20 protein-coding genes are annotated in these 21,801 nt (G+C 58.1%); 10 read left to right on the forward strand and 10 right to left on the reverse strand.

All coding sequences use genetic code 11. The annotated features are described in order from the left end of the window. Positions 1-52: 52 nt before the first annotated feature. The gene (locus AC2TCY_RS16305) at positions 53-916 is read right to left on the reverse strand and encodes a branched-chain amino acid aminotransferase (protein WP_480848930.1); all 864 of its coding nucleotides are present in this window, start codon (positions 914-916) and stop codon (positions 53-55) included. Between the two features lie 63 nt (positions 917-979). Next, on the reverse strand, positions 980-2,002 hold the full coding sequence (trpS, locus tag AC2TCY_RS16310) for a tryptophan--tRNA ligase (RefSeq protein WP_480848931.1): 1,023 nt from the start codon (positions 2,000-2,002) through the stop codon (positions 980-982). Positions 2,003-2,088: 86 nt separating this feature from the next. Between trpS and AC2TCY_RS16315 the strand changes: the two genes are divergently transcribed. Then, on the forward strand, positions 2,089-2,775 hold the full coding sequence (locus tag AC2TCY_RS16315; RefSeq protein WP_480848932.1) for a rhomboid family intramembrane serine protease: 687 nt from the start codon (positions 2,089-2,091) through the stop codon (positions 2,773-2,775). A gap of 4 nt (positions 2,776-2,779) precedes the next feature. Here the strand turns inward: AC2TCY_RS16315 and murJ are convergent, their stop codons facing one another. The 3 genes from murJ to AC2TCY_RS16330 are packed head-to-tail and all read right to left on the reverse strand — an operon-like array spanning position 2,780 to position 8,269. Continuing rightward, the gene (gene murJ / locus AC2TCY_RS16320) at positions 2,780-4,321 is read right to left on the reverse strand and encodes a murein biosynthesis integral membrane protein MurJ (protein WP_480848933.1); all 1,542 of its coding nucleotides are present in this window, start codon (positions 4,319-4,321) and stop codon (positions 2,780-2,782) included. Beyond that, the gene (locus AC2TCY_RS16325) at positions 4,318-7,137 is read right to left on the reverse strand and encodes a [protein-PII] uridylyltransferase (RefSeq protein ID WP_480848934.1); all 2,820 of its coding nucleotides are present in this window, start codon (positions 7,135-7,137) and stop codon (positions 4,318-4,320) included. Before AC2TCY_RS16325 ends, murJ begins: the two co-directional genes overlap by 4 nt. Next, positions 7,097-8,269 carry a penicillin-binding protein activator gene (locus tag AC2TCY_RS16330; RefSeq protein WP_480848935.1) on the reverse strand — a complete coding sequence of 391 codons (1,173 nt, stop codon included), beginning with the start codon at positions 8,267-8,269 and terminating at the stop codon, positions 7,097-7,099. Before AC2TCY_RS16330 ends, AC2TCY_RS16325 begins: the two co-directional genes overlap by 41 nt. An 88-nt stretch (positions 8,270-8,357) precedes the next feature. Between AC2TCY_RS16330 and rsmI the strand changes: the two genes are divergently transcribed. The 3 genes from rsmI (at position 8,358) to gshB (ending at position 10,582) form a co-directional block, all read left to right on the forward strand. Beyond that, positions 8,358-9,215, forward strand: coding sequence for a 16S rRNA (cytidine(1402)-2'-O)-methyltransferase (gene rsmI, locus AC2TCY_RS16335; protein ID WP_480848937.1), 858 nt, complete (start codon positions 8,358-8,360; stop codon positions 9,213-9,215). Position 9,216: 1 nt separating this feature from the next. After that, a complete protein-coding gene (locus AC2TCY_RS16340) occupies positions 9,217-9,588 on the forward strand; it encodes a YraN family protein (protein ID WP_480848939.1) in 372 nt (123 codons plus the stop codon). 61 nt (positions 9,589-9,649) lie between these two features. After that, entirely contained in the window at positions 9,650-10,582 is a 933-nt protein-coding gene (gene gshB / locus AC2TCY_RS16345; protein ID WP_480848941.1) for a glutathione synthase, read from the forward strand. Here the strand turns inward: gshB and AC2TCY_RS16350 are convergent. From AC2TCY_RS16350 to cobU, 4 genes are read right to left on the reverse strand one after another with little or no spacing between them, the layout of a single operon-like run. Continuing rightward, the gene (locus AC2TCY_RS16350) at positions 10,579-12,093 is read right to left on the reverse strand and encodes a YifB family Mg chelatase-like AAA ATPase (RefSeq protein ID WP_480848942.1); all 1,515 of its coding nucleotides are present in this window, start codon (positions 12,091-12,093) and stop codon (positions 10,579-10,581) included. The genes gshB and AC2TCY_RS16350 overlap by 4 nt on opposite strands. 47 nt (positions 12,094-12,140) lie before the next feature. Further along, a complete protein-coding gene (locus AC2TCY_RS16355; RefSeq protein WP_480848944.1) occupies positions 12,141-13,025 on the reverse strand; it encodes a glutathione S-transferase in 885 nt (294 codons plus the stop codon). A gap of 58 nt (positions 13,026-13,083) precedes the next feature. Further along, on the reverse strand, positions 13,084-13,662 hold the full coding sequence (locus AC2TCY_RS16360) for a histidine phosphatase family protein (protein WP_480848946.1): 579 nt from the start codon (positions 13,660-13,662) through the stop codon (positions 13,084-13,086). Then, on the reverse strand, positions 13,659-14,180 hold the full coding sequence (cobU, locus tag AC2TCY_RS16365) for a bifunctional adenosylcobinamide kinase/adenosylcobinamide-phosphate guanylyltransferase (RefSeq protein ID WP_480848948.1): 522 nt from the start codon (positions 14,178-14,180) through the stop codon (positions 13,659-13,661). Before cobU ends, AC2TCY_RS16360 begins: the two co-directional genes overlap by 4 nt. A gap of 100 nt (positions 14,181-14,280) precedes the next feature. Between cobU and AC2TCY_RS16370 the strand changes: the two genes are divergently transcribed. The 6 genes from AC2TCY_RS16370 to AC2TCY_RS16395 all read left to right on the forward strand — a co-directional run bounded on the left by AC2TCY_RS16370 (position 14,281) and on the right by AC2TCY_RS16395 (position 20,854). Beyond that, positions 14,281-15,159, forward strand: coding sequence for an RNA polymerase factor sigma-32 (locus AC2TCY_RS16370; RefSeq protein ID WP_480848949.1), 879 nt, complete (start codon positions 14,281-14,283; stop codon positions 15,157-15,159). Continuing rightward, positions 15,156-15,980 (forward strand): ChaN family lipoprotein, encoded by an 825-nt coding sequence (locus AC2TCY_RS16375; protein ID WP_480848951.1) that lies wholly within the window; start codon positions 15,156-15,158, stop codon positions 15,978-15,980. Before AC2TCY_RS16370 ends, AC2TCY_RS16375 begins: the two co-directional genes overlap by 4 nt. A 63-nt stretch (positions 15,981-16,043) precedes the next feature. Beyond that, entirely contained in the window at positions 16,044-17,240 is a 1,197-nt protein-coding gene (coaBC, locus tag AC2TCY_RS16380; protein ID WP_480848953.1) for a bifunctional phosphopantothenoylcysteine decarboxylase/phosphopantothenate--cysteine ligase CoaBC, read from the forward strand. 18 nt (positions 17,241-17,258) lie between these two features. Beyond that, the gene (gene dut / locus AC2TCY_RS16385) at positions 17,259-17,714 is read left to right on the forward strand and encodes a dUTP diphosphatase (RefSeq protein ID WP_480848954.1); all 456 of its coding nucleotides are present in this window, start codon (positions 17,259-17,261) and stop codon (positions 17,712-17,714) included. Beyond that, the gene (locus tag AC2TCY_RS16390) at positions 17,714-18,763 is read left to right on the forward strand and encodes a HesA/MoeB/ThiF family protein (RefSeq protein WP_480848955.1); all 1,050 of its coding nucleotides are present in this window, start codon (positions 17,714-17,716) and stop codon (positions 18,761-18,763) included. Before dut ends, AC2TCY_RS16390 begins: the two co-directional genes overlap by 1 nt. A 75-nt stretch (positions 18,764-18,838) precedes the next feature. Beyond that, positions 18,839-20,854 (forward strand): M3 family metallopeptidase, encoded by a 2,016-nt coding sequence (locus tag AC2TCY_RS16395; RefSeq protein WP_480848956.1) that lies wholly within the window; start codon positions 18,839-18,841, stop codon positions 20,852-20,854. 13 nt (positions 20,855-20,867) lie between these two features. On the opposite strand, the gene AC2TCY_RS16400 is transcribed toward AC2TCY_RS16395, so the two are convergent. After that, complete coding sequence (locus tag AC2TCY_RS16400; RefSeq protein WP_480848957.1) at positions 20,868-21,800, reverse strand: 2-hydroxyacid dehydrogenase; 933 nt, start codon at positions 21,798-21,800, stop codon at positions 20,868-20,870. Position 21,801: the final 1 nt, after the last annotated feature.

Raw genomic sequence — 21,801 nt, forward strand, 5'->3', positions numbered from 1 at the left:
TTTCCGGGATCATGCCCGACCGGTTGCGCCCTGGCAACTGGAACGGGATGGCCTAGCGTGTGCTGGCCGCCCAATCCCAGTACATTTCGCGGGCTCGACGGGCAATAGGGCCAATCTGGTATTGCGTGTCATCCAGCGCCGTGATCGGGGTGACCTTGTTCATGTTGCCGGACATGAACACTTCGTCGGCATTGTGGAAATCGTCGAAACTCAGAACAGTTTCGTGGACCGTCACACCGTCTGTACGCAGATTCTTGATGTGACGCGCGCGGGTGATGCCGGCGAGGAACGTGCCATTGGGGATCGGGGTAAACACCTCGCCGTCACGGACCATGAAGATATTGGCCGTGGCCGTTTCGGCTACATGTCCCATTGCATCAGCGACCAGGGCGTTCGCAAATCCTTTGGACCGAGCCTCATGCAGCATTCTGGCATTGTTCGGGTAGAGGCATCCTGCCTTGGCATTCACCACCGCGGATTCCAACAATGGGCGGCGAAAGCGTGTGGTGGTCAGCGTGGCCGATGCGGTTTCGGATGCCATCGGGATTTCCTCCAGGCAGACGGCAAAGCCGGTACTGTTTTCCTGCGGAACGATCGCAGTGGCATCCCCGTCGATGCCCCAATACATCGGACGGATGTAAACTGCGGCATCTGGCCCATAGGCCTGCAAGCCTTCTTTGACAATCTCTACCATCTGTTCCGTCGTGACGGTCGGTGTCAGCATCAACGCCTCGGCCGAGCGGTTCACACGGGCGCAATGTGCATCAAGATCGGGTGTCACTTTGTCGAAAAACCGGGCGCCGTCAAAGACAGACGATCCCAGCCAGGCACCGTGATCTGCCGCGCGCATAATGGGGGCGTCACCGTCGTGCCACCGACCTTCGAAATAAGTACGGATATTCTTGCCGACTGCCATGCGCCCTCCCAAGCTTTTGGCAAACCTAGGAAGGCGTTGCACCAAGGTCCAGCGTAATCAGCGCTATTTTGCGCCGACCATGCCCACGATTTCGTAGGTCTGCCGCAGGATCGGAGCCGCAATTTCCCGCGCTCGCTCAGCACCACGGGCCAGAATACGGTCAATCTCGGCCTCGTCGCCCATCAATCGCGCCATTTCGGTCGAGATCGGCGACAGTTTGGAAACGGCCAATTCGGCAAGCATGGGTTTGAATTCACCAAATTGCTTACCGCCCGCTTCGGCCAGAACTTGTTCGACAGTCTGATCACTGAGCGCGGCATAGATATTCACCAGGTTCCGTGCTTCGGGTCGGTCTTCCAGGCCCTTTACTTCGGAAGGCAGGGCACCCGGATCCGTTTTTGCCTTGCGAATCTTTTTGGCAATGGCGTCGGCATCGTCGGTCATGTTGATCCGGCTCATATCGGACGGATCTGACTTCGACATCTTCTTTGACCCGTCCCGCAGGCTCATGACACGGGTTGCAGCGCCCTCGATAACAGGCTCGGTGATCGGGAAGAAATCGACACCAAAGTCATTGTTGAATTTGATCGCAATGTCCCGGGTCAACTCAAGATGCTGTTTCTGGTCATCGCCCACTGGCACATGGGTCGCGTGATAGGTCAGGATGTCCGCGGCCATAAGAGACGGGTAGGCGAACAGCCCCAGCGAGGCGTTCTGCTGGTTCTTTCCCGCCTTGTCTTTCCACTGTGTCATCCGTTGCATCCAGCCCATGCGGGCGACGCAATTGAAAATCCAAGCCAGTTGCGCATGTTCAGGAACCTGGCTTTGGTTGAACAGGATCGATCCCTCGGGGTCGATTCCGGCTGCGATGAAACCTGCACACAATTCGCGGGTTGAGTGCGCCAGCTCCTTGGGGTCTTGCCACACGGTGATCGCGTGAAGGTCGACCATGCAATAGACCGTCTCCATCTCGGGGCCCTGCATATCGACAAAACGCTTTAGCGCACCCAGGTAATTGCCAAGGTGCAGGTTTCCCGAAGGCTGGATGCCGGAAAACACGCGCGGCGTGAACTGGGTCTCAGTCATCGAAGGGAACTCCCGTCTGGAAAAATCAGCCCCCGTCGCTTACCCATGAGGCCAAGGGACGTCAACAGCCTCGAAAGGCCAGCCCAATGAGCAGTGAGCATTATGCACCGCCCGTGAACCCATTGCCGCCCGTCGTGGTGGCTTTGACCCTGTTCATCATGGGGATCGAACTGGCCTTTATGCTGGGAAGCCGGGGGCTGATCGGAGGACCATCAGCGGTGGGCTGGCGGTTGGATGCGCTACAGCATTACTCATTTTCACCAGATATCTTCGATTGGATGCTTCAGAATGGACGCTGGCCGTTCGAACATGTCATCCGTTTTGTGACTTACCCCTTCGTGTCAGGCAGCTTCACGCAGGCCATTTTTGTCTGCGTTTTCGTATTGGCCATGGGCAAGATGGTCGCCGAGGTTTTTGGCGGCGTTGCGATGTTGCTGATCTTTGTCCTGTCGGGAGTGGGCGGCGCGCTGGTCTACGCGCTGCTGCTGGATCCGGCCTATCCTCTGGTCGGAGGTTTTCCACCAGTCTACGGTCTGATCGGCGCGTTCACATGGCTGTTGTGGCGTAAGCTATCTCTGGTCGGGGAAAACCAGGCGCGGGCATTTCAATTGATTGCCGTTCTGATGGGCATTCAGCTTTTGTTCGGCCTGATCTTTGGCGGCACGCCGGACTGGGTGGCAGATTTGGGCGGATTTGCCACGGGGTTTGGCTTGTCCTTCTTTCTGGCCCCCGGCGGTTGGGCGCGTATTGTTGGTCGTATCCGCCGGGATTGATCTTTTACGAGCGGCGCAGGGCGCGCTTGAAATCCGAGATTTCAAAGGCCTTGAAGACGTGCCCAAGGAAGAAATAGGCGGTCGCTGCAACTGCGATTAACAGGAGCAGGGCCAGATAGCGCCAACCTGAAAGCTCAAAAGCCCATCCGAATAGGTTGATCGCTGCGAATAGGACTACGCCCATTCCTGCCGAGGCCGCCACAATTCGCCATGCCCGGCGTTTGAAACGGTCGTCGAACCGCGCCTCGTCCCCCATCCGTCGCGCGCCTATGACCAGCAGGACGACCATGGCCCAGCCGGCGGTCGATGCCGCGATGGCCGGTGCGATCCATCCGACCACCGGGTAAAGGCCGAAGGCCAAGACTGCATTCACCACCATGGCAACAATGGCATAGTGGAATGGCGAGCGGGTATCTTCTCGCGCGAAAAACAACGGTTGCAGCAGCTTTTGCAACATGAAGGCAGGCAACCCAATGCCATAGATCGCCACGGCCAGAGCAGTTGCCGTGGTATCTTCAGCACTGAACTGACCGCGTTGGAACAACACCGATACCAGCGGATTAGGAACAATTACAAACGCCACTGTCGACGGGATCGTCAGCAAAAGCATGAACTCTCCGGCCCGAGAAAACGCATTGCGTGCGCCTGCTTTGTCATCGGCCCGCAGGCGGCGGGACAGGTCGGGTAGCAACACGATCCCCACCGCGATACCGACCACTCCCAAAGGCAGTTGATACAGACGGTCGGCGGCAAACAACCAGCTGACCGCCTTTTCTGTTTTGGAGGCAACCAGCTGACCCACAACCAGATTGACCTGCGTAACCCCCATTGCCAGAGCTGCGGGGACAGCTATACGAACCAGATTGCGCATTTCCGGGCTGAGTTTGGGCATCCCCGGGCGTATTCGGAAACCCGCCCGTTCGGTCGCGACCCAGACGAGAATAAGCTGGGCGACACCCGCAACGGGGATAACGGTGATCAGCCACCAAATCACCTCGCCCCCTGACATCGCGCCAAATATCAGCGCTGAACAGGCGAAGATGTTCAACAAAACTGGAGCAGCAGCTGCTGCCGCAAACCGGCCCGTAGCGTTCAGGACGCCAGAGAACAGCGCGGCTAGCGACATGAACAGGATATAGGGGAAAACCACGTACCCATAGTCGACGGCGAGATCAAAGCGCTCGTCGCCATAAAACCCTTCGGCGGTTAGCCAGACCAGTCCGGGCATGAACACCATGGCCAGCCCAACCAAGGCCAATACGGCCACAGCGAGCAGGTTGAATGCGTCCTGCGCGAAGCCTTGCGCATTCTCGTCGCCTTCCAGGCGTTTGGAAAACATCGGCACAAAGGCCGCGTTAAACGCACCCTCGGCAAAGAAGCGGCGGAACATGTTCGGCAGGCGGAAGGCGGCGACAAAAGCATCCATCACCGGGCCGGGGCCGATATAGGCGGTCAGCAGAATCTCTCGCAGGAAGCCCAGAATTCGGCTGGCCAGAGTCCAGAAACCAACTGTGAACAGGCCCGAGAACAACCGGATTTGTTTCATGAGGCGGCGCGCTCCGCACCTTCGGTGATGGCGGTACGTAGTTTGCTCTCTAAGCCGCGCTGTTTGCTTTCTGAGTGGTATTTCAGGCCAAACATATCCTTGACGTAGAAGGTATCTACCACCTGTTCCCCATAGGTCGCGATCACCGCATTGGCGATATAGACATTCGCCGCTGCCAGTGTCCGAGTCAGGTCATAAAGCAGGCCGGGCCGGTCGCGGGTGTCGACCTCGATGATGGTGTAGATTTCTGATCCGTCATTGTCGAAGGTGATATGTGTCGGCACGTTGAATGCGCGTTCACGCTTTTTGATCTTGTCGCGGGATTTCAGTGCGTCCCGGGCCACGACTTCGCCTTTGAGCGTTTTGTGAATCATTTGCGTCAGGCGGGGCAGGCGGGATGCCTCGAACGGGTGTCCTTCGGCGTCCTGTATCCAGAATGCATCCGTTACGTACCCATCTTTGGTCGTATAACTTCGGGCATCCACAACATTGGCACCAACCAGCGCCAGTGCGCCTGCGATGCGAGCAAAGATACCGGGGTGATCCCCCATGGCAAAACACGCACGGGTGGCGTCGCGATCCTCATCAGGGTGCAGTCGGATCTCCATTTCGCCGGGATCGCCCCCAAGTTCCAGCGTACGCAACATTTCGGCAAATTCCACATGGGTCGACAGTTTCAGACCTTGCCAATAAGGCGCGTAGTGGCGTCCTGTTTCTGTTTTGAGGTCTGTCTTGGTCCAGTCTGACAACGCTGCCCGTAGTGCTTTCTTGGCTTCGGCTCCGCGATTGGCTCGGTTCAGGTCTTCCATACCGGTTTCAAGCGCGCGTTTGGTTTCTGCGTGCAAGGCGCGGAGCAAGGTGGCTTTCCAGTTGTTCCAGGTATTCGGCCCCACGCCGCGGATATCGCAAACCGTCAGCACAGTCAGCAGGTCCAGCCGTTTGACGGTCTGAACCGCCTTGGCAAAGTCGCGGACAGTCCGCGGATCGGAGATGTCGCGTTTCTGAGCCATATCCGACATCAGCAGATGATACCGCACCAGCCATTCGACAGTCTCGGAATCTGCTTTGTTCAATCCCAGGCGCGGTGCCACCTTGCGCGCAATCTGTGCGCCCAGGATCGAATGATCCTCGGGCCGTCCCTTCGCGATGTCATGCAGCAGCAGGGCCACATAAAGAACCCTGCGATTGACGCCCTCTTTCAGAATGGACGAGGCCAGAGGCAGCGATTCAACCAGTTCGCCGCGCTCGATCTGGGCGAGATTGACAATGCACTGAATGGTATGCTCGTCCACCGTGTAGCTGTGATACATGTTGAATTGCATCATCGCCACGATGTGCTCAAACTCAGGCAGAAACGCGGACAAGACGCCCAGCTCGTTCATCCGCCGCAGGGCGCGTTCCGGGTTGCCGTGCTTGAGCATCAGATCAAGGAAAATGCGCCGAGCTTCCTTGTTGTTGCGCATGTCGTCATCGAAAAGGTTCAGATTGGCAGTCACCAGCCGCATTGCGTCCGGGTGGATCAGTAATCCGGTGCGCAACCCCTCTTCGAACAGCCGCAGAATGTTGACTTTGTCTGACAGAAACTTTTCCGGGTCCGCCACGTCCAGACGGCCATGGACAACCTGGTACCCTGCCTTGACCCGGGGGCGGCGGCGAAAGATGCGTTCCAGCATTGGCGCGCCTTTCATGTGGGCCGCCTCCAGCTTAGTCAGGAAAATCCGAGTCAGCTCGCCGACGCGTGTGGCCTCGCGGAAATAGCGCTGCATGAAAACCTCGACTGCGCGTCGCCCGGCGCGGTCCTCGTATCCCATACGGTCGGCCACTTCGACCTGCAAATCGAATGTCAGTTGCTCCGTCGCACGCCCGGTCACCAGATGAAGGTGCGAACGGACGGCCCAAAGGAAATCTTCGGCCTGGACGAAGCCCTTGAACTCTTCTGGTGTAAACAAACCCAATGGTACGAGCTCGGCCACATCCTGAACGCCGTAGATGTACTTTGCGATCCAATAAAGCGACTGTAGGTCGCGCAACCCGCCTTTGCCCTCTTTGACGTTGGGCTCGACCATGTATCGCTCGCCCTGCTTTAGGTGGCGCGCGTCGCGTTCTTGCAGTTTAGCTTCGATAAATTCGCGTTCGCTGCCTTTGAACAGATCGCTTTTTAGACGCTGTTCCAATTCGGCTGCCAGTACCTTGTCGCCAGCCAGATAACGCTGTTCCAACATTGCGGTTCTGATCGTGAAATCATCGCCGCCCAGGCGCAGACAATCTTTTATCGTGCGCGAGGAATGGCCAACCTTCAGCCGCAGGTCCCACAAGATGTAGAGCATGGACTCGATTACACTCTCGGCCCAGGCGGTGATTTTATATGGCGTCAGAAACAGCAGGTCCACGTCTGAAGACGGCGCCATTTCCCCGCGCCCGTACCCTCCGACCGCCAGAACGGCGATCTTTTCGCCCTGCGTCGGAGTCGCCAGCGGGTGCAGACGTTCACTGGAGACGCGCATGGCCGTGCAAACTAGCTGGTCGGTCAGATAGGTGTACGAGCGCGTCAAAGGGCGCGCGTCAAAGGGGCGCTGGGCGAAGGCCTGCGCAATGGCTTTGCGGCCGGATTTTTGCGCATCTCGCAGAATACGCACCGTTTCGGCGCGTATAGCCGAGTTGTCTTTGCTGGTCCCGAAGGCGCTCGATAACCGAGTGGAAACTCCGACACTGTCGAAAATTTCTTCAGCCGGACAGATCAACGCACCATTGGGCGCACCGGTTTGTGCGAGCTGATCAGAATCCGGCGCCAGAGAAGCTTTGTGGGGCAGGGTCAATCACAACCACCTGTTTGTTCTGGATCGTGGCCACAGCCAGACCGCGTTCGTTGGTACCATTCGGACGCAGACGGAAAATTCCGCCTACACCTTGAAAGCCTGCGTTTTGTGTGAGGGCAGCGCCGGTCAAAGCATCGGATTTCCCCTGACTAACCAACGCGGCGATCGCGGCGATGCCATCATAAGCCAGCCCGCTGATGGGGTGCGGCGCCTCGCCGTAAGTCGCATTGTAACGCTGACGGTACGCTTGCGCCTTGGCTGGGTCAGGCAAGGCGAACCACCCGCCCTGAACACCGGGCAGTTCCAGCGTTTGCGACGGTATATCCCAGCGCGTCAAGCCGATGTACTGCGTTGTTGCTGGCGAAACGCCGGCCTCAGGCAACAGCTGCGTGAGCAATGGCAAAGCTCCGGCTGTAGTTGAGGTTAGAAAGATCGAATCGGCGGCGTTTGCATCCACCGTCGCCTTGATGGTCGGGACCGAGTTGATCACACCTTGTTGCGACCGGTCATATCCGACTGTGCCGGCATTGTTGACCCGGCTGTTAGTTAGTGCGCCGGCAATGGCGGATTGCCCAAGCTGACCAGCGGCATCGTTGCTGTGCACAATGACCACCCCAGTTTTGCCCTGTTGCCCCGCATAGCTGACCAGACGGTTCGCCGTGTTTTCAAATGTTGGCCCCAGAACAAAGACATTGCCGCCGGCAATGCTGGTGTTGTTCGAAAACGACAGGACGTTGACGTTGTTGTTCAGAACCGCAAGGCCGGCGGCGTTGGCCGCCTGTGCATAAACGGGCCCAATGATGATCTTGGCGCCATCCGACACCGCCTGCTGAGCAACGGTGGACGCTGTTGCGGCACTACCCGCCGTGTCATAGACGCGCAGATCGATCTGAACGTTCTGCAGATCGGACATCGCCAACCGCGCCGCATTCTCGAGGCTTCGAGCCAGAGACGCATCACCGGATTGGGGCGAGCCGCTGGGAACCAGAAGGGCGACAGGCACTGGTTTGGACGTGTTGATCGAGGGACCTCCACCTAGCCCGCCCGGCTCGCATGCAGCCAAAAATGCTGCGGTGGCCAGGACAGCTGCGGATTTCGCCAGCTTGCGAACGGGCTTGCAAACGGTAAACATCTAAATGAAAACTCCCTGATCCAGCGGCCAAAGCAACTGCTATTATGTTGAGCCGCGATAATAAACGTCACGCGGTGAGGGTCCAGCTTTGAATTTCCAAAAGGTAAGATTGAGCGCAGGTCTGTATTTCGTGGCCACTCCGATCGGCACGGCACGCGACATCACGCTCAGGGCACTGGATGTGCTGGCCTCGGCGGACATGATTGCTGCCGAGGATACCCGCAGTCTGCGTCGCTTGATGGAGATTCACGGCGTCCCTTTGGAAGGTCGGCGCATTCAAGCCTATCACGATCACAGCGGCGCCGGTGCACGCGGCAAGATCATAGAAGCTCTGGAACAGGGGAAATCCGTCGCCTACGCGTCCGAGGCCGGTATGCCGCTGATTGCAGATCCCGGATATGATCTGGGTAAACAAGCGTCAGAGGCGGGATACGCTGTCACCTGCGCCCCCGGTCCCTCGGCTGCGCTGGCGGCGCTGACCTTGGCGGGACTTCCGACAGATGCATTCTTTTTTGCAGGGTTCCTGCCCAACGCTTCCGGTGCGCGTCGTACAAGGATTGAAGCGCTACGAGATATCCCCGGAACACTTGTGTTTTACGAATCACCCAAGCGCGTCGCGGCGTGCCTTGCAGATTTGGCGCAAGTGCTGGGTTCTGACCGAAAGGTGGCGGTGTGCAGGGAACTCACGAAAAAATTCGAAGAGGTCAGACGCGGTACGTTGGATGAACTGGCAACCGAGTTTCAGGACGCATCTGTCAAAGGCGAGATCGTTTTGTTGGTGGACCGTAGCCATTCGCCCTCTGTTAACGAATCTGACGTAGAACAGGCTTTGAAAAGAGCCCTGGAAACCCATTCCGTGCGCGATGCGGCTGACCTTGTGTCAGAAATGTACGACCTTCCGCGCCGTCCCATATACCAGAAGGCTCTGAAGCTGGGGAAGGGATGACATGACCAGACGATCTGCTCAGGGTTCGATTTCTTTTCACTCTGGGCAGGCCGCAGAAACGTGTGTGGCCGCGGATTACGAACGGCGGGGGTTTACTATTGTTCATCGACGCTGGCGCGGTGTCGGCGGTGAAATCGACCTGATTGCGCGTAATGCGGATGGGTTGGTGTTCGTCGAAGTTAAAAAAAGCGCCAGTTTCGATCAGGCTGCGGTCCGTATCAGCCGGCGGCAGATGGATCGAATTTGCGCTTCGGCTGCCCAGTTTCTCGAACACGAATCTACGGGGCAACTGACCAATGTGCGCTTTGACGCGGCCCTCGTTAATGCTGAGGGCGCGGTCCAAATCATCGAAAACGCCTTCGGACAGGTCTGAACGGCATTGAACCCTTGGACGTGCTGAGCCATGTATCAGGCGTCAAAACGAGGGACGCGCCATGAAAATCGCCTTTCAGATGGACCCAATCGGGGCCGTGGATATCAATGCCGACAGTTCATTTCGTCTGGCCGAAGAGGCGCAGGCGCGTGGTCATCAGCTGTTTTTCTATGGACCGGACCAATTGGCCTATCAGGAGGGCCGCATCACGGCGCGCGGGCAGGACATGACCGTTCAGCGCGTTCCCGGTGATCCGGCGGTGCTGGGTCCCGAGCGCGAAGTGGATCTGGCCGAGTTCGACGTGGTCTGGCTGCGGCAGGATCCGCCCTTTGACATGCATTACATTACCTCGACCCACCTGCTGGATCGGTTGAACGGGCAGACTTTGGTGGTGAACGACCCTTTCTGGGTGCGTAACTACCCGGAAAAGCTGCTGGTGCTGGACTTTCCCGATCTGACGCCGCCGACAACTGTCGCGCGTGATCTGCAGACCATTAAGGCGTTCAAGGAAAAGCATGGCGACATCATCCTGAAACCGCTTTACGGTAATGGCGGTGCTGGGGTTTTCCGCTTGGATGCAGCTGACCGCAACTTAACGTCTTTGCACGAGCTGTTCACCGGGTTTTCGCGCGAGCCTCTGATCGTGCAGAAATTCCTGCCTGATGTTCGCAACGGCGACAAACGTATCATTCTGGTGGATGGCGAACCTGTCGGCGCGATCAACCGCGTCCCGGCCGAAGGCGAAACCCGCTCGAACATGCATGTGGGTGGACGCCCCGAAAAGATTGGGCTGTCCGAACGGGACTTGGAAATCTGCGCCGCTATCGGACCACTGTTGAAAGAAAAGGGTCAGATTTTCGTCGGGATCGATGTGATCGGAGATTATCTGACCGAGATTAACGTGACTTCACCCACAGGCATTCAAGAACTGGAGCGGTTCGACGGCGTTAATATTGCGTGCAAAATCTGGGATGCTATCGAAGCCAGAGTCTAAGCTGCGACACGGGCGCTGATCCGAAAACTCAGCGCCTCGGCCACATGCGGGCGGCGTATGTCTGCACTGCCCTCAAGGTCGGCGATGGTACGTGCGACCCGCAGGATGCGATGAAACGCGCGGGCCGACAGCCCGAACTTTTCCGCGGCTTTTACCAGTAGCTCTTTGCCTTCGGCATCCGGAGCTGCAATTTCTTCCAGCATTTTTCCTTCCATATCCGCGTTATGGCGGGTTCCGGGAATGTCTACGAACCGTGCCGCCTGTATTTGCCGCACTTCTTCTACCCGTGCCGCAACCATGGCTGAACTGTCGCCGGAAGGGGGGAGGTCCAGGTCGGTGAACCCGACCGGAGGAACCTCGATACGCAGATCAAAACGATCCATCAGCGGGCCTGAGATACGTCCCAAGTAATCTTCCCCGCATCCCGGGGCACGCGAACAGGCGCGCGCAGGGTCAGTTAGGTATCCACATTTGCAAGGGTTTGCCGCGGCCACCAGCATGAACCGGCAGGGATATTTCACATGGGCATTGGCGCGGGCCACCATGACCTCGCCGGTCTCTATCGGCTGGCGCAGAGTTTCCAAAACCGTGCGTGGGAATTCCGGAAACTCATCCATAAAAAGAACGCCATTGTGAGCCAACGAAATCTCGCCTGGCTTGGCCCCTTTGCCCCCACCAACAATAGCCGCCATCGAAGCTGTATGATGTGGTTCCCGAAACGGTCTGGATCGACTGATGCCGCCTTCGTCCAGCAAGCCGCAAAGCGATTGTATCATTGACGTTTCCAATGCCTCGATCGGTGTCAGAGGGGGCAAAATGCCCGGCAAACGTGCAGCCAGCATGGACTTCCCCGATCCCGGCGTCCCGATCATGATCATATGGTGCCGACCAGCGGCTGCGATTTCCATCGCTCGTTTTGCGCGTTCCTGCCCTTTTACGTCTCGCAGATCTCGGTTGCTTGGGGCAAGGTCGACTTCGCCGGGTGTTGCCGCGGGGAGTGGTGACTGGCCGGTGAAATGGCGCACAACATCGCCAAGTGATCCTGCGCCGATAACTTGTGTAGCGTCGACCCACGCAGCCTCGGCACTGGATAATCGAGGGCAAAGCAAGGCACGGTCTTCCGCTGCCGCTGTCATCGCGGCGGGTAGGGCACCCACTACGGGAACTAGCGAGCCGTCCAGTGATAACTCTCCCAAGGCCACTGCCCCCTCGGCGGCATCCGACGGGATGATTTCCAGCGCCGAAAGCAGTGCAACGGCGATGGGCAGGTCGAAATGGCTGCCTTCTTTCGGTAGATCGGCGGGCGACAGGTTGATGGTGATGCGTTTTGAAGGCAGTGCGATAGCCATGGAACTAAGCGCGCTACGGACCCGGTCGCGAGCTTCAGAGACCGCTTTGTCCGGAAGGCCCACAATCGAAAAAGCAGGCAAACCTGGTGACACGGCGCATTGAACTTCAACCGGGCAGGCATCTACCCCTTGAAAAGCAACAGTGTGGGCGCGGGAGACCATGGCGATCCTGTTCTTGGTTAACAGGTCGTTGCTGCCATGGTTGCGGTTTAAGAAGCGTTAACGGCGCCGGTCATTGCGACGAATTTTGGCCACGCATCCGGGTCAGCGACAGTTTTGTCGCGGCAGAACGGGTTGCAGAAGCCCCAGATTTGTCCGTTTAACTCGAGAAGATCTTTCACGGGCTTACCGGAATAGGGACAAGTTGTGTTTTCGGATTGCCCGTCGGACACTGGTTTGGCCCGTGACACTCCTCCAACCGGCCAGGGTTGGGAAGGCAAATCCTGAGGGTGAGGAAACGGATCGTAGGACACGGTCAAGCCCATCGCTCGCCATTGTCGCACGGAAAGGTCTGACAAAAGTTCAAGGCAGTAAGCCCGGTTGGGGTCTGATACGGGAAGCCCATAGCCGATGATCCGCGCGGCAACAGGGGTATAGAATATCTCGGCCAGAGAATAGGCGCCGAACAACGGCCCAGTTGCTGCCCCTGAAACTGATCGCGCGTGGGCCCAGAGAGTTTCGATCCGGTCAAGATCGGCAAGGGTCTCGGGTGAGGGTACAAACCCGTCCCAACACTTTTGCAGCTGCATAGGGCACTGGCCGCGCAAGGCGGTAAAACCGGCCACCATCTCGGCGCAGAGCCAACGGGCGGTTGCCCGAGACGCCGGGTCCTGAGGCCAAAGGCCAGCATCGGGATGTCGCTCGGCCAGTGTTTCTGCCATGCCGAGGCTTTCCCCTAAAACAGTACCCTCAGGCAGGCGCAAGGCAGGGACCAGGCGCGCTGGTGCAAGAGGTTTCATATCCTCGGCCATAGTGCCGGAATAAAGGCCAATCATTTGGCTGCGATACGGCAGAGCGAACTTTTCAAGCATCAGCCAGCCGCGTAACGACCAGCTGGAGAACAGGCGGTCACCGATATAAAGATCATAGGTCATGAACCAACGATGTCGGAGAGATCTGTATCCGTAAATCAGAGAATTGTGCGCAGTCAGATCACGGACAGTGATTGATGCGGCCCACTGACCACCGGTTGCCGTGATGGGTGATTTCTGTCACCGACAGGTTGTCTATCCGATGTGACAGTGCTTGTAGCGCATCCAAGCCAAGCGCGCGTTGTACCTGAGTCAGAATGACGCCGAAATGGGCAACCACGATCAGGTCCCGACCAGAATGTTGCGTAATCAGGGCATCTATCACGCCATCGACCCTGGCACATACTTCGTTCCAGCTTTCGCCTTCAGGGGGGCGCACGTCGCCGGGGTTATCCCAGTAGGCAAAGGCCAGTTCTGGGTCCTCGGCCTCGATTTCGACGAATGCTCGCTGTTCCCATGAGCCGAAATTGATCTCACGCAGGTCCGGATGGTGCGGCAAACGTTGTCGCCCGCCCTGAATGGCGGAAGCCGTGTCAGCCGCGCGTGAGAGATCAGAGGATACGACCACTGCATCGGACGGCAGATGCGCGTGCAAACGGTCCAACGCCGCGCGGTCGCTCAGGTCTGCGGGCAGATCAGACCATCCGACCATGGTTTTCGCGTGGGTCGGCCCGTGGCGGACCAGATGCAGCCGTGTCATGGCAGTTGTCCCTTGAGTACAAGTGGAAGCCCCGCTGTAACCTGCACAGCCAGCTCGGCCTGCGCCGCCAGTGCGATATTCAGACGTCCCTGCGCTTCGCGGAACCGGCGGGCCAGGGCATTCTCGGGGACAATTCCGTGGCCCACCTCGTTCGAGACAATCACGATCTGCCCGGCGCAGGACTTCAGTGCGTCCATCAATGTTGCCTGCTCCTGCTTCAGGTCATGTTCGGCGAGCAGGTGATTGGTCAGCCACATTGTCGCGCAATCAATCAGACAAACGTCATCTGATGTCAGTTCTGAAAGCGGTTGCACCAGGTCGAAAGGAGCCTCGATCGTGGTCCAGCCAGCGCCGCGTTGTGCAATATGCTGCTTAACTTTTAGCCGCATTTCATCATCAAGCACTTGTGATGTTGCGACATAAACACGTTTTTTTTCTGTTGAAACAACAAGTTGCTCGGCAAGGGCCGACTTTCCTGATGCAGCGCCACCCATGACAAAGGTTAATTCAGGATGCACTATTATTACCTTTCAAGTGATCCACCCGGTTTTGTTCTGCGTATCGACCACAAGTCGGCATGGCAAGCCCGGCCCGCGCCGATGTAAAGGGGAGAGTTGCATGGCACTGGACAACCCAAGAGATTTTTCGATGTCCCGGCAGGCTATGAAGGCCGAGCTTCTGGATGCGGAAACTGAATTGCGGCTCGCCTATGCTTGGCGCGATGAGAGGGACGAGCAGGCTCTGCATCGTTTGATTACAGCTTACATGCGTTTGGCTATATCGATGGCGGCCAAGTTCAAACGCTATGGCGCACCGATGAACGATCTTATCCAAGAGGCCGGATTGGGTCTGATGAAAGCTGCCGACAAGTTTGACCCGGACCGGGGCGTTCGGTTTTCGACCTATGCTGTTTGGTGGATCAAAGCCAGCATTCAAGATTATGTGATGCGCAACTGGTCGATGGTTCGGACTGGCTCGACGTCTTCCCAGAAGTCACTTTTCTTCAACATGCGCCGGGTGCAGGCGCGGCTTGAACGTGAGGCTGCCACAGACGGGCTCGAGCTGGACCGTCATCAGTTGCATCAGATGATTGCCGCCGAGATCGGTGTGCCCTTGCGCGATGTCGAAATGATGGAAGGCCGGCTTGCCGGGTCTGATTTCTCTTTGAACGCGGTGCAGTCGACGGACGAGGACGGGCGTGAGTGGATCGACGCTCTGGAAGATGATCGTGAACAAGCTGCCGAAGCCGTGGAGCACAGCCATGACAACCGGCAGCTGCGTGAGTGGCTGATTACCGCTATGAAAGCACTCAACGAACGCGAGCGGTTTATTGTCAGCGAGCGTAAGCTGCGAGAACCCGCTAGAACATTGGAAAGTCTGGGGCAGGAACTTGGCTTGTCGAAAGAACGCGTACGCCAGTTAGAGGCAGCGGCTTTCGCAAAAATGCGCAAGAACCTTGAAGCCCAATCGCGCGAGGTGCAACACTTCTTCGCATGAAACATATTGCGAATCTGGTGCTTACCTTCGGGTTTCTCGTCGCAGCAATGCGGCCGGGCCTTTCCGCCGAACTCATCCCTGATGATGTGATCACGTCCATGCAAGCGGCGGATGTCGTGATTTTGGGAGAGATTCACGACAATCCCCAGCATCACCTGGTGCAGACCGAGGCGATCGAAGCCATCGCGCCGTCCGCCGTTGTCTGGGAGATGGTTACAGAAGAAGGTGCTCAGCGCCTTGCGCAAAAGGCGGCGTCGAATCCCGAAGAGTTATCGAAAATTCTGCGTTGGGCCGAGTCTGGTTGGCCGCCGCTCAGTATGTATTACCCGGTGTTTCAAGCTTCAGAGGCCCCGGTTTATGGTGCCTTGGTGCCGCGTAAAGCAGCCCGCGCAGCAATGGAGCGCGGGGCAGCCACGGTATTAGGGGCTGATGCGGCGAGCTATGGGTTGACCGTGCCTCTGGCGACCGAAGATCAGGCGGCCCGCGAAGCGGATCAGCTGGCTGCGCACTGCGACGCGATTCCTGCTGAAACGCTGCCTCAACTAGTGGCCATTCAACGACTACGCGACGCTGTGCTGACACGGGCAATCTTGCGCGCCGAAGAAGAAACTGGTGGCCCGGTTGCAGTAATCACCGGCAACGGGCATGCTCGAAAGGATCGGGGTATTCCTACGTTTTTGTCTCGCTTGCGCCCGGGCTTAAAAGTCTTTGTTCTCGGTCAATCCGAGGATGGGGTTGTGCACGGAGAATTCGATGCTGTGATTGATAGCCCAGCAGTGGAACGTGAAGACCCCTGCAAAGCGTTCGAGACACAGAATTAACTGCTGGAACTACCCGGTGGCGTTGCCTAATGTCAGGACCGACCGGAACGGGAAGGGCTGAACATGCTGGCATCCAAACGCATTCTGCTGATCATCGGTGCCGGGATCGCGGCCTACAAGTCGCTTGATCTGATCCGGCGGCTAAAAGAGCGGGGGGCCTCGGTTACACCGGTTTTGACTCGCGCGGCAGAGGAATTCGTGACACCGTTGTCGGTATCGGCTCTGGCCGGAGAAAAGGTTTATCGCGATCTGTTCGACCTGACGGATGAAGCGGAGATGGGCCATATTCAATTGTCCCGATCCGCCGATCTGATTGTCGTGGCACCAGCTACAGCGGATCTGATGGGCAAGATGGCAGGGGGATTGGCCAATGATCTGGCCTCGACCTTGCTGATGGCAACGGACACGCCGGTGCTATGCGCGCCCGCGATGAACGTGCGCATGTGGGATCACCCGGCAACGCGGCGCAATCTCACGCAGTTGCAGGCGGACGGCGTGCGATTTGTCGGCCCCAACGAAGGCGACATGGCCTGTGGTGAATACGGACCGGGGCGCATGTCCGAACCTCTGGAGATCGTGGCTGCAATTGAGGCCGCACTGGGCGAAGGTCCACTCAGCGGCAAACGTGTGCTTGTGACTTCCGGCCCGACGCATGAGCCGATTGACCCTGTGCGCTATATCGCCAACCGCTCTTCAGGCGCGCAAGGGGCGGCGGTTGCGCGTGCGCTGGCCGCACTGGGCGCGAACGTGGTTTTTGTCACCGGTCCCGCCGATGTGCCCCCGCCGCAGGGTGTGCAGGTCGTTCGGGTTGAGACAGCGCAACAGATGTCTGATGCAGTCGATTCTGCACTGCCCGTCGATGCAGGTGTTTTTGCGGCTGCAGTGGCGGACTGGCGCATGGCCACTGCCGCGAGCAAAAAGCTGAAGAAAAGCCGCGATGGTTTGCCAACACTGGAATTCGCCGAGAACCCGGACATTTTGAAACGCGTCGCGCAGATGGAAAAGGGTCGGCCTGCGCTGGTGGTAGGCTTTGCTGCAGAGACCGACAGCGTAGTCGATCACGCAACCGCCAAGCGGGCGCGTAAAGGGTGCGACTGGATCGTTGCCAATGATGTCAGCCCGGCGACAGGGATCATGGGGGGGTCGGAAAACGCGGTAATCCTGATCACCGACGACGGGGCCGAGGAATGGCCGCGCATGGGCAAGGATGCTGTGGCAGACAAGCTGGCGCGCAAGATCGCCGATACTCTTACCCAATAAACACTCAGAGGAAGAACGATGGTAGCAATCCGTGTAACCCGCGAGGAAGGGGCTGACCCATCGGTGGCATTGCCTTCGTATGAGACCGACGGGGCAGCGGGGGCCGATGTACGGGCTAACCTGCCGGACGCGGTTTCGATCACGTTGCAACCCGGTGAGCGCACGTTGGTACCCACGGGCCTGCGGATCGAAATCCCGATGGGATATGAGGTTCAGGTTCGGCCTCGGTCCGGTCTTGCGCTGAAGCACGGCATTACTTTGCCGAACACGCCCGGAACCATCGACAGTGACTATCGCGGCCCTCTGGGTGTGATCGTTTTGAACGCGGGGCAAGAAGCCTTCGAAATCACTCATGGAGAGCGTATCGCTCAGCTGGTCGTCGCGCCAGTGGTGCAGGCACAGTTCGAACTGTCCGAAACCCTGGGCGAGACACAACGCGGGGCTGGCGGGTTCGGCTCTACCGGACGCGGCTGATGCTTCTGGTCCTGCTTCTTTGCGCCGGATTATGGGGCATTGGATATATTGCCGGCGTAACCCGATCCGTGCGAACCGTGTCTGTCGCGGTGCTTTTGGCGGGCGTCATACTGGCGCAACTGGTGCTGCCCGATGGCAACCCTTTGCGTCAGGCGACTGGCGGTTCTGCCGCGCTGTGGTTGATTCTGTGTGGCTTTGCCGCGTTGGCTTTGGTTTATGGCAGGGTATTGAAGGCCTTGCGCACCCGCGCCGCGCCGATCCCGGAGAAGGAAGCCGCTATGCCAGCCAGTCAGTTCACCGAAACGGAATTGGAACGTTACGCACGGCATATTGTGCTGCGCGAACTGGGTGGGCCGGGTCAGAAACGTCTGAAACAGGCGCGGGTGCTGGTGATCGGCGCCGGGGGTCTGGGCGCTCCGGCGTTGCAATATCTGGCGGCAGCTGGTGTCGGCACTATTGGTGTGATCGACGATGACGTGGTCGAAAACGCCAATTTGCAACGCCAGGTGATCCATCGCGACACCGACATCGGAATTCCCAAGGTCTTTTCTGCACAACAGGCGATGGAGTCGCAGAACCCGAACGTGGTAGTCCTGCCTTACCATCGTCGCCTGACCGAAGAGGTCGCTGCCGACCTTTTCGCGGATTTCGATCTGGTTCTCGATGGAACCGACAATTTCGACACCCGCTATCTGGCAAACCGGACGGCGGTTGCACTTGGTAAGCCGCTGATCTCTGGCGCACTGTCGCAATGGGAAGGGCAGCTGAGCGTCTTTGATCCGGCAACGGACGGCCCGTGCTATCAATGTATATTCCCCGAGGCTCCGGCCCCCGGTCTTGCGCCCTCTTGCGCCGAGGCAGGTGTGATTGGTCCTCTGCCCGGTGTGGTCGGATCGATGATGGCGGTCGAGGCCATCAAGGTGATCGCCGGCGCCGGACAGGTACTGCGTGGTGAGATGTTGATCTACGATGCGCTCTATGGAGAGAGTCGCAAGATTACTCTGTCGCGCCGTGCAGCTTGTCCGGTTTGCGGGGGCACAGCCGACTAAAAGACTGTCAAAAGCAACAGGCACTCTGGATCATCCGGTCGACCTTGCCTAGCTATAGAGGCAAAGGAGACATGCATGACCAATCCAATCTTGTCCGACTGGAATACCCCCTTCGAAATAGCGCCTTTTGCTGAAATATCCGATGAGGATTATGCCTCTGCTCTCGAGCAGGCTTTGCAGACGCACAACGCTCAGATCGACATGATTGCAGCAAATCCGGACGCCGCTACCTTTGCCAACACAATCGAAGCATTGGAGGCAGCAGGTGAGCAGATGGACAAGGTGCTTGCGGTCTTCTTCACAGTTGCCGGGGCCGACAGCAATCCCAAACGGGAAGAGTTGCAGCGTGAGTTTTCACCCAAGCTAGCCGCGCATTTCTCGAGCATATCTTCGAACAAGGCGTTGTTTCGCCGCGTGGCCGAGCTTTGGGATCGGCGTGATGATCTGGGCCTGAATGACGAGCAGGCCCGCGTGCTGATGCTCAGCCATCGTGGTTTTGTTCGCGCGGGTGCTGCGCTGCAGGGCGATGAGGACGCAAGAATGCAAGAAATCAAGTCGCGCCTGGCTTCCTTGGGTACGTCCTTTACGCAAAACCTGCTGGCGGATGAACGTGACTGGTACATGCATCTGGCCGAAGGTGACTTGCAGGGCCTGCCGGAATTCGTCGTGAATTCTGCTCGGGCCGCAGGTCAGGAAAAGGACGCGGAAGGTCCAGTGGTGACGCTGTCGCGATCGCTGATCGTACCGTTTTTGCAATTCTCACCCCGTCGGGATTTACGGGAAAAAGCCTATCGCGCCTGGACCGCGCGTGGGGCAAATGGTGGGGATACAGACAACCGTGAAATCGCCGCTGAAATCCTGAAATTGCGAGAAGAACGAGCCAAGCTGCTCGGTTATGGCAGCTTTGCCGATTTCAAACTGGAACCCGAGATGGCCCGCACGCCGGACCGGGTGCGTGATCTGTTGATGAAGGTTTGGGAGCCTGCCAGGGCTCGGGCCGATGCCGATGCGGAAATCCTGACGCAGATGATGCAGGAGGACGGCGTCAACGGCCCGCTTGAGGCGTGGGATTGGCGCTACTATGCCGAGAAGCGGCGAAAATCCGAGCATGATCTGGATGAAGCCGCCCTAAAGCCGTACCTGCAGTTGGACCGAATGATCGAGGCCGTTTTTGCCTGCGCCAACCGCCTGTTCGGTTTGGAGTTTGCGCAGTTGGACGTGCCACTCTACCACCCCGACTGCCGCGCATGGGAGGTTACAAGGAACGGTCGCCACGTAGCGGTATTCATTGGTGACTATTTCGCGCGCGGGTCCAAACGCTCGGGCGCATGGTGCAGTGCGATGCGCGGGCAGGCAAAGTACCCCAAGGATCAGGCGCCAATCGTGATCAATGTTTGCAACTTCGCGAAAGGTGATCCGGCGTTGTTGTCCTATGACGATGCCCGTACTCTGTTCCACGAGTTCGGCCACGCTCTGCACCAGATGCTGTCGAATGTGACTTATGAGAGCATCTCGGGCACCTCGGTAGCCCGCGATTTCGTCGAGTTGCCAAGCCAGCTGTATGAACACTGGCTGGAGGTGACAGAGGTTCTGGCCGAATTCGCGACCCACGCCGAAACCGGTGAGCCAATGCCTCAGGAAATGCTGGAGAAAGTGTTGAACGCCGCCAATTTCGATCAGGGTTTCCAGACGGTCGAGTATGTGGCCTCGGCGTTGGTGGATCTGGCCTTTCATGACGGTGATGCACCGGCTGATCCGATGGCCAAGCAAGCCGAGGTTTTGTCGCAAATCGGGATGCCTAATGCCATTGGCATGCGACATGCAACGCCGCACTTCGCGCATGTGTTTGCGGGCGACGGCTATAGTTCGGGCTACTACAGCTATATGTGGTCCGAAGTTATGGACGCCGACGCATTCGCCGCGTTCGAAGAGGCCGGTGGGGCGTTTGACCCGGAACGCGCCAAAGCCCTTGAGGACATCATTCTGTCGACCGGCGGCTCACGCGAGGCCGAGGATTTGTATCTGGCGTTTCGGGGACGCATGCCGGGCGTAGATGCGTTGCTGAAAGGACGCGGACTGATCTCAGCCTAAGCCATTAGGGCCGTCAGTATCCCAACTGACGGTCCACCAAATGCAGAAACGGTTCACCTGTTTCGCCACGCCTGATGTTTTCGCAAATGACTTGCGCAGCAGTGACCGGTCGGGTTTCCGACGCGATGTGCGGCGTGACAGTGACGTGGGGGTTTGCCCAGTAAGGATGCTCTGGCGGCAATGGTTCTACCCTGAATACGTCCAGCGTGGCATGGCCGACCTGACCAGAGTTCAGAGCCGCCAGCAGTGCGTCGTCGTCGATCAAAGGCCCACGTCCCGGATTGATGATCTTTGCGCCTTTTGGCAACAGAGCGAGTGTTTCTGCGTTCAGAATGTTCTCTGTCGCGGGGGTGTTGGGTAGCAGAAGTACAACGATCTCGGCGTTTGACAGCGCAGTGCGCAATCCGTCTGCACCGTGCAAACATGTCACCCCGGGGATGTTTTTGGGCGTCCTGCTCCAACCGGAGACGTCGAAATTCAGCGCCGCCAGTGCTCGGGCGGATGCCTCACCCAGCGCGCCCAAACCCAAAACGCACACGTTGCGCTGTGAGGCTAAAGGAGGTGCCTCGGGTGTCCACGTACCGTCCTGTTGCGTGATATGCGCGTCCATCCCCAGATGGTATCGCAACACATGCCCAACCACCCATTCGGTCATGCCCTCAGTCAGCCCGTGATCAACCATTCGGGCCAGCGGCACCTTAAGGGTTTTGTTTTCCGATATAGTCTCGACCCCAGCCCAAAGGCTGAGCACTGCTTTCAGGCGGGTAAACGGAGTGAAATCCGCAAGACCTCCATTTGGGGCATAGACAACATAGTCGACCTGATCCGCAGGAACGTTCGTAGCCAGATGGAAGTCCACTCCCGCCTCTTGCAGATACTGCGACAGCAGTGGTTCATACACGGGCCACAGTTCGGGGCGCGCGGAAAACAGGACGTTCACTGTCATG

Source organism: Ruegeria sp. HKCCD7181 (assembly GCF_057221055.1).

Coding starts and splice junctions, on each gene's coding strand:
- AC2TCY_RS16305 (WP_480848930.1), bottom strand. CDS start 916: ATGGCAGTCGGCAAGAATATCCGTACTTATTTCGAAGGTCGGTGGCAC.
- trpS (WP_480848931.1), bottom strand. CDS start 2,002: ATGACTGAGACCCAGTTCACGCCGCGCGTGTTTTCCGGCATCCAGCCT.
- AC2TCY_RS16315 (WP_480848932.1), top strand. CDS start 2,089: ATGAGCAGTGAGCATTATGCACCGCCCGTGAACCCATTGCCGCCCGTC.
- murJ (WP_480848933.1), bottom strand. CDS start 4,321: ATGAAACAAATCCGGTTGTTCTCGGGCCTGTTCACAGTTGGTTTCTGG.
- AC2TCY_RS16330 (WP_480848935.1), bottom strand. CDS start 8,269: ATGTTTACCGTTTGCAAGCCCGTTCGCAAGCTGGCGAAATCCGCAGCT.
- AC2TCY_RS16340 (WP_480848939.1), top strand. CDS start 9,217: ATGACCAGACGATCTGCTCAGGGTTCGATTTCTTTTCACTCTGGGCAG.
- gshB (WP_480848941.1), top strand. CDS start 9,650: ATGAAAATCGCCTTTCAGATGGACCCAATCGGGGCCGTGGATATCAAT.
- AC2TCY_RS16350 (WP_480848942.1), bottom strand. CDS start 12,093: ATGGTCTCCCGCGCCCACACTGTTGCTTTTCAAGGGGTAGATGCCTGC.
- AC2TCY_RS16355 (WP_480848944.1), bottom strand. CDS start 13,025: ATGACCTATGATCTTTATATCGGTGACCGCCTGTTCTCCAGCTGGTCG.
- AC2TCY_RS16360 (WP_480848946.1), bottom strand. CDS start 13,662: ATGACACGGCTGCATCTGGTCCGCCACGGGCCGACCCACGCGAAAACC.
- AC2TCY_RS16370 (WP_480848949.1), top strand. CDS start 14,281: ATGGCACTGGACAACCCAAGAGATTTTTCGATGTCCCGGCAGGCTATG.
- AC2TCY_RS16375 (WP_480848951.1), top strand. CDS start 15,156: ATGAAACATATTGCGAATCTGGTGCTTACCTTCGGGTTTCTCGTCGCA.
- coaBC (WP_480848953.1), top strand. CDS start 16,044: ATGCTGGCATCCAAACGCATTCTGCTGATCATCGGTGCCGGGATCGCG.
- dut (WP_480848954.1), top strand. CDS start 17,259: ATGGTAGCAATCCGTGTAACCCGCGAGGAAGGGGCTGACCCATCGGTG.
- AC2TCY_RS16390 (WP_480848955.1), top strand. CDS start 17,714: ATGCTTCTGGTCCTGCTTCTTTGCGCCGGATTATGGGGCATTGGATAT.
- AC2TCY_RS16395 (WP_480848956.1), top strand. CDS start 18,839: ATGACCAATCCAATCTTGTCCGACTGGAATACCCCCTTCGAAATAGCG.
- AC2TCY_RS16400 (WP_480848957.1), bottom strand. CDS start 21,800: ATGACAGTGAACGTCCTGTTTTCCGCGCGCCCCGAACTGTGGCCCGTG.